Origin of the sequence: Nocardioides allogilvus, assembly GCF_003047285.1 — a bacterium.
Lineage (GTDB): Bacteria > Actinomycetota > Actinomycetes > Propionibacteriales > Nocardioidaceae > Nocardioides > Nocardioides allogilvus.
Genome location: NZ_PZYX01000009.1, coordinates 117017 through 128453 on the forward strand (window position 1 = coordinate 117017; position 11437 = coordinate 128453).

13 protein-coding genes and 1 pseudogene are annotated in these 11437 nt (G+C 69.1%); 4 read left to right on the forward strand and 10 right to left on the reverse strand.

The features are described from left to right. The first annotated feature begins 184 nt into the window (after window positions 1-184). Window positions 185-1360: a serine hydrolase domain-containing protein gene (locus C9J87_RS14050; RefSeq protein WP_107705825.1), complete on the forward strand. Its 1176-nt coding sequence runs from the start codon at window positions 185-187 to the stop codon at window positions 1358-1360. A gap of 551 nt (window positions 1361-1911) precedes the next feature. Then, complete coding sequence (locus C9J87_RS14055; RefSeq protein ID WP_010834967.1) at window positions 1912-2607, forward strand: type 1 glutamine amidotransferase domain-containing protein; 696 nt, start codon at window positions 1912-1914, stop codon at window positions 2605-2607. Between the two features lie 478 nt (window positions 2608-3085). Here C9J87_RS14055 and C9J87_RS14060 read toward each other — a convergent pair whose 3' ends face one another. From C9J87_RS14060 to C9J87_RS14085, 6 genes and pseudogenes are all read right to left on the reverse strand, one after another. Further along, the gene (locus C9J87_RS14060; protein WP_036491690.1) at window positions 3086-3925 is read right to left on the reverse strand and encodes an undecaprenyl-diphosphate phosphatase; all 840 of its coding nucleotides are present in this window, start codon (window positions 3923-3925) and stop codon (window positions 3086-3088) included. Beyond that, on the reverse strand, window positions 3922-4566 hold the full coding sequence (locus tag C9J87_RS14065; RefSeq protein ID WP_156887290.1) for a phosphatase PAP2 family protein: 645 nt from the start codon (window positions 4564-4566) through the stop codon (window positions 3922-3924). Before C9J87_RS14065 ends, C9J87_RS14060 begins: the two co-directional genes overlap by 4 nt. A 38-nt stretch (window positions 4567-4604) precedes the next feature. After that, a complete protein-coding gene (crcB, locus tag C9J87_RS14070; protein WP_010834970.1) occupies window positions 4605-4976 on the reverse strand; it encodes a fluoride efflux transporter CrcB in 372 nt (123 codons plus the stop codon). Further along, window positions 4973-5340, reverse strand: a pseudogene (locus C9J87_RS20570) (DUF190 domain-containing protein). Before C9J87_RS20570 ends, crcB begins: the two are co-directional and overlap by 4 nt. Next, the gene (locus tag C9J87_RS14080; protein WP_084623193.1) at window positions 5337-5996 is read right to left on the reverse strand and encodes a fluoride efflux transporter FluC; all 660 of its coding nucleotides are present in this window, start codon (window positions 5994-5996) and stop codon (window positions 5337-5339) included. The pseudogene C9J87_RS20570 and the gene C9J87_RS14080 overlap by 4 nt, the downstream one beginning before the upstream one ends. A 193-nt stretch (window positions 5997-6189) precedes the next feature. Beyond that, window positions 6190-7311: a YeiH family protein gene (locus C9J87_RS14085; RefSeq protein WP_036491692.1), complete on the reverse strand. Its 1122-nt coding sequence runs from the start codon at window positions 7309-7311 to the stop codon at window positions 6190-6192. 53 nt (window positions 7312-7364) lie between these two features. On the opposite strand from C9J87_RS14085, the gene C9J87_RS14090 reads away from it, so the two are divergent. After that, window positions 7365-8309: a LysR family transcriptional regulator gene (locus tag C9J87_RS14090; RefSeq protein ID WP_010834973.1), complete on the forward strand. Its 945-nt coding sequence runs from the start codon at window positions 7365-7367 to the stop codon at window positions 8307-8309. A 114-nt stretch (window positions 8310-8423) separates the two neighbouring features. Here C9J87_RS14090 and C9J87_RS20465 read toward each other — a convergent pair whose 3' ends face one another. Continuing rightward, a complete protein-coding gene (locus C9J87_RS20465; RefSeq protein ID WP_269801743.1) occupies window positions 8424-8549 on the reverse strand; it encodes a hypothetical protein in 126 nt (41 codons plus the stop codon). Between the two features lie 28 nt (window positions 8550-8577). Here C9J87_RS20465 and C9J87_RS14100 point away from each other — a divergent pair, with 28 nt between their 5' ends. Then, window positions 8578-9222 (forward strand): hypothetical protein, encoded by a 645-nt coding sequence (locus C9J87_RS14100; RefSeq protein WP_010834813.1) that lies wholly within the window; start codon window positions 8578-8580, stop codon window positions 9220-9222. A 9-nt stretch (window positions 9223-9231) separates the two neighbouring features. On the opposite strand, the gene C9J87_RS14105 is transcribed toward C9J87_RS14100, so the two are convergent. The 3 genes from C9J87_RS14105 to C9J87_RS14115 are packed head-to-tail and all read right to left on the reverse strand — an operon-like array spanning window position 9232 to window position 11403. Beyond that, the gene (locus C9J87_RS14105; RefSeq protein ID WP_010834812.1) at window positions 9232-9993 is read right to left on the reverse strand and encodes a DUF6390 family protein; all 762 of its coding nucleotides are present in this window, start codon (window positions 9991-9993) and stop codon (window positions 9232-9234) included. Then, window positions 9990-11123 (reverse strand): hydrogenase formation protein HypD, encoded by a 1134-nt coding sequence (gene hypD / locus C9J87_RS14110; RefSeq protein WP_010834811.1) that lies wholly within the window; start codon window positions 11121-11123, stop codon window positions 9990-9992. Before hypD ends, C9J87_RS14105 begins: the two co-directional genes overlap by 4 nt. Before the next feature lie 10 nt (window positions 11124-11133). Continuing rightward, window positions 11134-11403, reverse strand: coding sequence for a HypC/HybG/HupF family hydrogenase formation chaperone (locus tag C9J87_RS14115; RefSeq protein ID WP_010834810.1), 270 nt, complete (start codon window positions 11401-11403; stop codon window positions 11134-11136). Between the last annotated feature and the right edge of the window lie 34 nt (window positions 11404-11437).

The window sequence follows — 11437 nt, forward strand, 5'->3', positions numbered from 1 at the left end:
CCCGGACGGACGTCCGCGACAGGGGTCGACCCGACGAATGTGCAACTCGCGAGATGCGACCCGCCAGATGGCGGTCCGAGCACACCGAACTGCGTCGCGACGGCGGTTCCCTGCGCGCCGCCGGAGGAGCACGGTGAGCCACAGCGACCGGTAACGCCGGCGCCCACCACGAGGAGGACGCATCATGACGAGGACCATCGACGGCGCGGCGATCGACGCCGTGCTTCGGCAGGGCGTGGACAACGGGGCGGTGCCGCACGTCGCCGCCATCGCCGCGGATGCCGACGGCGTCTTCTACGAGGGTGGGGCTGGCGTGCGGATCGCCGGCGAGTCCGACGACCCGGTCGGGACGTCTACCCAGTTCCGGATCATGTCCATGACCAAGATGGTGTGCACCACCGCCGCCCTGCAGCAGAAGGAGCGGGGCGACCTCGACTTCGACGCCCCCGTCGCGGACTACGTGCCGGACTTCGCGGACGTGAGGGTCCTTGAAGGCTGGGACGGCGACGAGCCGATCCTGGTCGCTCCACGTACTCCGCCGACCGTCCACCAGCTTGTGACCCACACCAGCGGCTTGGGCTACTGGTTCTGGAACGACGACCTCGTGAAGTACGAAGCGGCGACCGGGATCCCCAACGTGGTGCCGGGCTCGATGGACGCCTTCAAGGCGCCCATGACCGCGCACCCCGGCGAGAAGTTCGTCTACGGGATCAACACCGACTGGCTCGGCCGGGTCGTCGAGGCGGTGGCTGGGAAGCAGCTCGATGCGGTGATCGAGGAGGGCATCGCCGGCCCCCTGGGCATGAGCAACACGACCTTCCACCCCAGCGACGCCCAGCGCGACAACGCGGTGACGGTCCACGTCAAGGGCGAGGACGGGTCGTGGGGCTCGGCCGGCAGCATCCTCAACCCCGAGCCCGACTGGTGGGCCGGCGGCCACGGCCTCTACTCCACCCCGCGCGACTACATCCGCTTCGAGCGCGCCCTGCTCCGCGGCGGGGAGCTCGACGGCACCCGCATCCTCGAGGAGGGCACCGTCGACGCGGCGTTCAGCAACCAGATCGGCGACCTCGACTTCCCCGCCGAGATCGCAACCGCCGACCCGGCGATCACCGACACGCTCCACGCCGGTCCCGGCTGGAAGTGGGGCTACGGCCTGATGCTCAACGGCGCCGACTCACCCGGCGGCCGCAAGGCAGGCAGCGGCGCCTGGGCCGGTCTGTTCAACACCCACTTCTTCATCGACCGGAGCACCGGGATCTGCGCCTCGATCTACACCAACTCGCTGCCCTTCATCACTGAGCATGAGGCCTGGAAGCTCTACGGCGACTTCGAGAAGGCGTTGTACACGGCACTCTGACCACCGGCTGAGTCACGCCACCGCTGGAGTCGTGGGGTAGCCGGAGCGAGCGCGGCGGTCGAAGCACAACGGTGCCGCTCCGGCCGCCGCGTAGTCCTCGATGCGTGTGATCGTGATGCGAAGTCGTGTTAGGTGTCGGCGTGCTGGGGCGGGTTGTAAGTCCGGCTGGCGTTGAGTGCGCGTACCGATGACGGATCGGTCACTGGCACGCTCCGCGAGCCGATGGGCTTGTGGCCACGTTCCGTCCGGATCGTCGGGCGCACCGGAGTCGCGCCAAGTTTGGGGAACCCGGTGGGTGCCGCCGCCGCGTGCCGTCCCGGATGCGCGGCGATGACAGAGGCATGGTGCTCGCGCCATCGAGGACCCTGCCGGTTCGGCCCGCATCTCGCGTGGCGTCGCGACCCGGAACCCACGTAATGATGAGCCCAGATTCGACCGGTATCAGGGGTGAGTCGCCCCGCATTGCCTGCTGCCTCGGAATGGCGCCGCCCGGGTGCGTGTTTCACCCCCCGTCGGGCAATCCCCGGCGGACGACGACGAAGGAGAGACACATGAGCAACATCCTGTTTGTGGTAACCGGATCGGACCACTGGACGCTCAAGGACGGCACGAAGCACCCCACGGGCTACTGGGCCGAGGAGCTCGTCGTCCCATTCCGCACCTTCACCGGTGAGGGACACGAGGTCAGCATCGCGACCCCAGGTGGGGTGCAGCCGGTAGTCGACGCAGGCAGCCTCGCCGCCGAGATGAACGGGGGGCAGGAGCGCGCCGACGAGCTCGAGGCCGAGATCGGACGCATCGCTCAGCTCGCGCAGCCGCTCCGGCTCGAGGACGTGGACCCCGACGCCTACGACGCGGTCTTCTACCCCGGCGGCCACGGGCCCATGGAGGACCTCAGCTCTGATGAGACGTCCGCGCGCGTGCTGACCAGCACGCTGGCGTCGGGCAAGCCGCTGGGCATCGTCTGTCACGCGCCCGCCGCACTGTTGGCCACCGAAGACTCCGAGGGCGGGTCCCCCTTCGCCGGCTACCGCCTGACCGGGTTCACCAACACCGAGGAGTCCCAGGCCGGCCTGGCCGATGGCGCACCCTGGCTTCTTCAGGACCGCCTGATCGCGCTCGGCGCCGACTTCCAGGAGGGCGAGGCCTGGGCCCCGCACGTGGTGACCGACCGCAACCTCTACACCGGCCAGAACCCGGCGTCGTCCGGGCCGCTGGCCGAGCAGATCCTGACGGCCCTCCGCTGAGCGGGACCTGCAGCGAGCGAATGGCAGGCCGCCACCCCACCCGGGGCGGCAGCCGGTCATCGCTGCACGCCAACGCCCCCGAGGTCTCGCGCGTCGGTTTCGACCCGCAAGGCCGACTCATCCGAGGATGTTGGTGCTCCCTGCTCCCTGGAGCCTGGGCAGTTCCGAAGACTCGGGCTGCACTGGGCTCCACCTTCATGGGCGCCGGAGCGCGGCAGCAGCGCTTCTGCGGCGCACTGGGGACGCCGCCCTCATGACGTCCCGATCGGCCCCTGGGCATGGGGAGCGTGCCGGTAGCCGATGGGCTCGCGGAGCGACCCGATGCGGGATGGGCTCGCGGAGCGACCCGATGCGGGATGGGCGCGCGGAGCGACGAGCCGTTACGGCGAGGTCACCCCAACCCTGAGCCCAAACGCCACGAGGGCCGTGCCGCTCGGTGCCACCCTCCTCGGTTTGAAGATTCCGGACCAAGGACGAGTCACGTGGCGCTGACCAGGCCTGTCAGCAGTCCCCCGACGAGCACCGCTGCCAATCCCAACCGGTAGGGGACGAAGACGGTGATCGGGTGTCCGGCCACGAGGCGGAGTAGCCACGCAATTGATACGTAGGCCACGACGAAGCTCACCGCCGTCGCCACCACGGTGGGCCACCAGCCGACGGTGGTGGAGATCTGCGAGGCCGTGATTAGCCCCTCGTAGGCGCCGGCCGCGACCAGCGCTGGAATGGACAAGAAAAACGACACCCGGGTGGCAGTGACCCTGTCCAGTCCAAGAAAGAGCCCTGCGCTGATGGTGGCTCCGGAACGAGAAACCCCCGGCACCAGCGCCACGCACTGGACAATCCCGATCACCACCGCATCGCGCACGGTGAGGTCGCGGCCCGCTTGCCCGCGCCGCGGGGAAGACCGCTCCGCCAAGACCATGACGAAGCTCCACGCCACGAGTGCGACGGCCACGACCCACAGGGAGCGTAGGGGGCCGGCGACCAGGTCCTTGGCGAGCAAGCCCACGACACCGATCGGGACGGACCCCGCAATGACGCACCAGGCCATCCGGTACTCGGGTCGGTGCCGCTCCCCGGGCACGACAAGTCCCCGACACCACGCCACCGCCAGTGTGCGGATGTCGGTGCGAAAGTAGACGAGAACCGCAGCGATTGCCCCGACCTGAATGAGAGCGGTGAAGGCGGTGACGCCGGGGTCATCAACCGGCAACCCGAGCAGCTCCTCGGCGATCGTGAGATGGCCGGTGCTCGAGATCGGCAGGAACTCCGTGACCCCCTCGACGATGCCCAGCAGCACCGCCTCCCACAAGTTCACCACCCGCTCCCGGAGGACGTGACCCGGAGGAGCAGCAGCCACCCCGCCAGAGCGATGCACAGCCCCAGCAGGTTTCCGGCGACGACATCGCTGAGGTAGTGGACACCCAAGAAGATCCGGTCCACCGAGATCACAAGGTAGACCAGCAGAGCGAGCAGCACGACCAGCTGCCGACTCCATCCCGGACCCATCATCGCCAGCGCCACGAGGATCACCGCGGCCGCGAAGGTCCCTGCCATCGCGGCATGCCCCGAGGGGTAGGACAAACTGTGCTCGACCGCGATCGGCTCGAGCCACTCCGGGCGCGGGCGGCTGAGCAGGAGCTTGGTCGAGGGGGCGATGACGTTCTCGGTCACGGTGACGGCGACGAGCCACGCCGCCAAGCACCAGTTGCGCTTCCGGGCCAGCAGCAGCGGGAGAAGCACCAGCGCGAGAAGCACCAGCACCGCACGCAGGACCATCGGCTGCCCGTAGGTCGCCACCGCGACCCAGAACGAGCTTCGACCGGCGTGGCCCCAGGTGGAGTGGTAGCCCCAGTCAGCGACCGTCTGGTCGAGCCGCGCGAGCTGCTCCGAGCCCACGGCCAACGCGATGGTCAGCACGCACAGCAGGACGGCCGCGACAGCCAGCAGCCATCTCACCCAGCGCGGCCGCGGTCCTCGGACCGGCGTCACCTCGCTCACAGGAGCGCGGCCGTCATGGCGTACCCGCCGGCGCACGCGCCCAGACCGATCGCCAGGCTCGCGAGGCAGTTCAACCCCGCGGCGAGGACCGAGCCTTCCTCGAGCAACCGGACGGTCTCGAACCCGAAGGTGGAGAACGTGGTGAGGGCACCGCAGAACCCGGTGCCGACCAAGGCCAACACCCACGACGGCACCCCAGCGCCGGTCACCGCAGCCGCCGTGACGCCCAAGACCAGCGAGCCGGTCATGTTGACGGTGAAGGTTCCCCACGGGAAGACGCTGTCGTGGCGGGACTGGACGACCAGGTCGGTGAGGTAGCGCAACGGAGCGCCGATAGCGCCACCCAGCAGCACCATCGCAACTGTCATCGCCGGTCCTCCCCCGGGCCGGCCGGGCCGGCTGGTCCTCTGCCCGCGTAGCGGATGACCTCGACCGGCTCCACGATCACCATGCCCTCGAGCTCCAGCCGCTCCAGCTCGGGGAAGCCACGAATCTGCTCGTCGGTGTCCACGATGACCACCGCGACAGGCGGGTCCTTGCGGAGCGACCACACCTGGGGGTGTGGATGTGGTTCGACTTGCCGAACCCCTCGATGCCACGAAAGGCGCTGGCCCCGTCCAGCCCGGCCCGGTGCGCCAAATGCACGATCTCGGTGTAAACGGGATGGTGGTGCACCTGGTCGGACTCCCCCACCATGATCGTCAGCCTGCTCGCTGGACCCCGCAGCGTCATCGGTTCCTCACCTCGTCATCGTCGTGCGCGAACATGGAAGACTCGGGAGGTGCTGGATGTCGGGGTCGTGACCGTCTCGGCCTGAGTGCGATCAACCGTGCGGAGGCGATCCCGGCCCAGACGGCGAGCAGGCCGGCCAGGAGGGACCCTCCTAGATATGCGAACGCGGTGAGGACCTGTCCTTCGCCGAGCAGGAGGCGTGCGTCGAGCATGTAGGTCGAAAAGGTGGTGTAGCCACCGAGGAGGCCGACGCCCAGGAACGGGCGCACGTACCGCTGCGACGGCCACACGTCCAGCACGAACACCATCAGCACGCCGAGCGCGAACCCACCAGAGACGTTCTCAACGAAGGTCCCCCACGCGAACTCGGTCCCGGACCATGGGAGGAGCTCACCGACACCCCAACGTGCCAGGCTCCCCAGTGCACCGCCGGCGCTGATGGCGAGCAGCACGTCCCACTGCGACGTGAATAAGGAAGGCAACCGGTGGACCGTGCCGGTGAGCCTGTCACCGGACGTATCGGGATCGATCGGCAGATCGCCGACGTCGGGGTCACTATTTTCGGGCACACGAACTCCTACCTGTCTCAGGTAGGGACTGTTGGTGGCCTGCCGCCACGGTTGTCGGCGAGCCCCACCGCCATCGTGTGCGCTCATGCTAACCAACTGCGACACTCACCGGCGAACCCGGACACCCCGAACACATCAGCGCGGACCGCCCAGCGTTTGGGATCCCCGACGATCACGCCGAAGGGTCGGGCCATGTTGGGCCAGGTTGGGCGCAGGAGTGCCCGAACCACACGACCCACCCACCGCGGGGTTGGTCGAACCGACCACCACCCCTTGCCCGTCATGCGCCGGTGAGCTGTACGCCGGCGTAGGCGACCCCCGCGACGAGGACCCATGACATGAGGCCGAGCACCAGCGCGCGGCCTCCGGTGCGCCGCAGCACCGGGAGGTGGATCCCGGTGCCCAGACCGACCAGGGCTGCGGCGAGCAAGACCTCCTGGAGGACCTTCGCGCCGTGCAGGACCGGGTCGGGCAGGAGCCCGGTGCTCGCGACGGCGATCGCTGCCAGGAAGCCGGCGACGAACAGGGGAAGCAGCGGTGGGCGGCGCCCCGTCGCCGCCGCGGGAGTGCGACGCCGCAGCGCAACGGCGGTCCCGGCGACCAGCGGGGCGAGGAGCACGACGCGGCTGAGCTTGACGACGACCGCGGTCGTCAGGGCTCCCGGTACGCGGTCGGCTGTCGCGACGGTCTGGCCCACGTCGTGCACGCTTGCGCCGACCCAGCTGCCGAACGCAGCAGGGTCGAGCCCGAGGGGCTCACGAAGCAGCGGGAGCAGCACGATGGCCAGGCTCCCGCACAACGTGACGAGCGCGATTGCGACCGCCGTGTCGTCCTCGTCCCCGCCGGCGACCTCCTCCATCGCGGCGACGGCGGAGGCGCCGCAGATCGAGAAGCCGGTGGCGACGAGCAGGGACCGGGCCGGCGGCACACCCAGCAGCCGCCCAAGCAGGCGCGTTCCGGTGAACGTGACCGTGACGGTGGTGACCACGACGAGGGCACCGCGCGGCCCCAGGTCGAGCAGCTGTTGCAGCCCCAGCTGCAGGCCAAGCAGCACGACGGCCAGGCGCAGGAACCGGTGTGAGGCGACGTGGGTGCCGACGTGCAGGGAGGGGTGGTGCAGCCCGATGTTGACCGCGAGCGCGCCGATGACCACAGCGACGGTGGAGGGGTTCACCGCTGGGACCAAGGCATGCACGCCGAACGCGACGCCGGTGGCGGTTGCGACGGCGAGCAACCCAGGTACCGGACTGCGGTGCCCGGGCTCGGGAGTGGGCGGGCAGGACGGGCGGCAGCGGCTGCCGGTGCGGTGTCGGTGGACAGGGGCTTCGTGGGCCGTGGTCACAGGCATTCTCCTTCGTCGGTACTTCCAGCCTGCGCCGGCAGACGGGCGCTCGGTAGACATCCTGGATCGATGACGTCATCCACCGGACTGATGGCGGGCTCTAGAGTGGGTCGATGACTCTCACCCGGGTGCCCGACCTCGACACCCTGTCGCTGCTCCTCGAGATCGTTGCCAGCGGCAGCCTGAGCAAGGCCGGTGCCTCCCGCGGGCTAAGCCAGCCTGCCGTGAGCGCACGGGTGCGCGGACTCGAACGGCTGGTCGGGTTCGCGGTCCTCACTCGCTCGGCCCGTGGCTCGAACCTCACCCCAAACGGTGCACTGCTGGCCGAGTGGGCACGTGGGGTCCTCGCTGCTGCGGACGTCCTCGAGGCGGGCATCGCGTCCCTGCGCGGCGACCGCATCGCGCGGCTGCGGGTCGCGGCGAGCTTGACCGTGGCCGAGCATCTACTGCCGGGCTGGCTCGTCGTGCTGGCCGCAACGCATCCGGACACCGCCGTCAGCCTGACCGCAGGCAACAGCGACACCACGGCGGCCGCGGTTCTCGCGGGCGACGCCGACCTCGGCTTCATCGAGGGCCCCGACCTTCCCTCCGGCCTGTCCGCTCAGGTCGTGGCGACCGACCGGCTCGTGGTCGTCGTCGCGCCCGCTCACCCGTGGGCCCACCGCCGTAGATCGGTAGAGGCTGAGGAGCTGGCCGGAACGCGGCTGGTGCACCGCGAAGCCGGGTCGGGGACCCGCACCGCGCTGGACCGAGCCCTGACCCCGTTCGGTACCCCCACCCAACCCCTGCTCGAGGTGTCGACCAGCAGCGGCGTCCGCTCCGCAGTCATCGCCGGAGCCGGCCCGGCCGTGCTCTCCGACCTGGCAGTGCACGACGACGTCGCAGCCGGCCGCCTAGTCCAGGTCCCCATTCACGGAGTCGACCTCGACCGCTCGCTACGTGCCGTCTGGCTCACCGGCCAGCGACCGGTCGGCCCGGCAGAGGACCTGCTTCGGCTTGCAGTCCCCGAGAGGCCACGAGCCCGGCGTCTACCCCGGAGCAGAGCGCGAGTTCGTTGAGGATCGCTGGCGCTACCGTGACTCGCGCGAGCTGGTCAACGCGCCACAAACTACTGGTCACACAGAGCGCCACCGCAGCAGGATTGGCTCGCGGAGCGCGCCAGCGCAGGATCGTCACGCGGAGCGTGACCGCAGCGGGAACGACGTGCGGCGCTCCGCAGTGCTGACGGCGCGGCGCACGTCGATCGCCGCAAGCGGATCCGCTTGCGGGCGCGCGCAGCGATCGTCGAGGAACGACACGTCCCGTCCTCGAAGGAGCCGAAGGATCATGACGTCAAGCGCAAACAACAGCACCCCGTCGTCCCTGGCCGCCGCACATCTGTCCACCCAGGAGCAGCCGATCCACGAGGTCATCCGGCGAGCACACCAGCGCCTGGCAAGACGGTTCGAGGACCTCCACGTCGTGGCGTGGCCACGACAGGCACGCGACCTCCAGTGTCGCGCTGACGCGATGCTCACCGACCTCACGCGACACGTCAACGCGGTTCGAGCCGTCGTTGTCGACGAGCTTCGGGCCGTTGACAACGGTGACACCGCGATCGCACTCCGCGACGCCTGTCATCGGGTCGAGCGAACCGCGGTCTGGGTCAAGGCTCGGCTCTACGGCAGCTCGGCGATGGCTCACTGCTCCTTCGCTGATCTGGTGACCGGGCTGGAGCTGGAGGTCAAGGCGATCGTCGACCTCGAGAACGTCGCGCTGGCCGATCTCGACCAATGCCACGACCACACCGAGCTGCTCCACATCGCGTTGCGGCTGCACCGGATAGAGGAGACCGCACCTACCCGCCCGCACCCGCATCTCCCCCATCGGGGGCGCCTGGGCTCCGTCAGCCGCGCGATCGTCTCGCGCACCGACGCCCTCTGGGACACCTTCGAGGGACGTTGCGCTCCAGCAGCCGAGAAATTCAGCTGAGTCGATCGGTCACGTCTTGGGCAGGGTCAACCGGACGTTGGTGAGGGTCACCTGCTCGGCGGAGGACGCGATCAGGGTCGCGGCCTGCGCGGCGGTCAGGCGGTCACAGGCGAAGGACCAGTGGAGCGCAGCCCAGTCGCCCTCGTCGAAGTCCGCCATCACGCCGTCCTCGGTACGCCGCGTCACTCGCTCCGGTCGAGGCTCATCCACGACGAGTCGCTGGTCGTAGGCCAGGACGTCGACCTCCACCAGCACCGAGTCTTCATCGACGTCGAGGACCCGGCCGGCCCGGATCCGACACGAGTCCAAGACGTGAAGGGGCTCGGGCAGTCCTGTCGCGAGCAGCCGCGTCCATGGATAGACGCCGAGCACGTGGAAGACGTGGGTGGGGCTCACCTCTGACAGCAGCTCCGCGTCGAGATGCGACCAGTAGTGCCCTGCCTGTGCGGCGAAGCGCTCGATGAGCCGCTCCCCGAGCACCCGCGAGTCCACCCGGTCGGTGTCCTCGGAGCCGGTCCAGTAAGCCCGGCCGACCCCCTCGGACAGCGGATCGAGGCCCAGCTGCTCACCCATCAGGACCTGGTAGGGCCAGACGCCGGAGAACTGACGAGCCACCCGGCGTACGGCACCGGCCTCCGTCGGCAGCCCACAGGCCGCCTGTTGGAGGACCGCCGCAGCCGTCGGTCCGCAGTAGCCCAGCGCGTTGGGGGCGTGCGCGTAGCGCGCGAACAACCGCTCGCCCGGATCGCCCGACTGGTCCCGCTCCCTCACAGTGCCGCGCGCTCTCCCACCATGATGGCCGTGTCGCGGTGCAGGCGACCGAAGTTGTAGTAGGCGGCGCAAGCGCCCTCCGGCGAGACCATACAGGTGCCGATGGGGGTCTCGGGGGTGCAGGCAGTGCCGAAGACCTTGCACTCCCACGGCTTGATGACACCCTTGAGCACCTCGCCGCACTGGCAGGCCTTGGGGTCGGCGACCCGTATGCCGGGCATCGAGAACCGTTCCTCGGCGTCCCATTCGGCGAAGTCGCGGTGGACCTTCAGTGCGCTCTGCGAGATGAACCCAAGACCGCGCCACTCGAAGTGGGGACGCAGCTCCATGGTCTCGTTGAGCAACTGGAGCGCCTGCGGGTTGCCCTCGGGACGTACGACGCGGGAGTACTGGTTCTCGACCTCACAGCGGTCCTCCGCCATCTGCTTGAGCAGCATCTGCACCGACTGGAGGATGTCGAGCGGTTCGAAGCCGGCCACCACCATCGGCTTGCCGTAGACCTCGGGGACGAACCGGTAAGGCCGGGTGCCGACCACCGTGGAGACGTGGCCGGGACCCAGGAAGCCGGAGAGCCGCAGGTCTGGCGAGTCGAGGATCGCCTTGATCGGCGGCACGATCGTCACGTGGTTGGCGAAGACACTGAAGTTGGTGACCCCCAGCTGCTTCGCGCGCACCAGGGTGACCGCGGTGGACGGAGCAGTCGTCTCGAAACCGACCGCGAAGAAGACGACGTGCTTGGTCGGGTTCTCCATCGCGATCTTGAGCGCGTCGAGCGGTGAGTACACGAACCGGCAGTCCGCGCCGCGCGCCTTGGCGTCCAGCAAGGAGCCCGTTGACCCGGGCACCCGCATCATGTCGCCGAACGTCGTGAAGATGACGCCTTCCTGCTGGGCCAGCCAGATCGCGTCGTCGATGCGTCCCATGGGGATCACGCAGACGGGGCAGCCGGGGCCGTGCACCAGCTCGATGTTGTCGGGGAGGATGTGCTCGAGACCGTGTCGGTAGATGGTGTGGGTGTGGCCACCACACACCTCCATGAACTTGTACTCATCCTCGGTGGCCAGCTCGGTGATCGTTCTGACCAGGGCGCGCGCGGCGGCCGGGTCGCGGAACTCGTCGACGAACTTCATCTCGCGTCTCCTACAGGCTCGTGGAGCTGAACTGCTCCAGCTCGTTGTCGTACTCGCTGCCCATCTTCTGGAGCTGCGCGAGCGTGGTCGCCGCCTCTTCCTCGTCGATCCTGGCCATGGCGAACCCGACGTGGACCAGCACCCAGTCACCGTCTTTGAGACCGGTGTCAGCCAGCAGCCGGACGCTGATGGTGCGGCGTACCCCCGACACGTCGACCTTTGCCAGATAGTTCTCCGCGTCGACCGTCTCGACGACTTGTCCTGGTATTCCCAGACACATGGCTCTTCCTCTCGATCAACAAACTCGGCGAGCA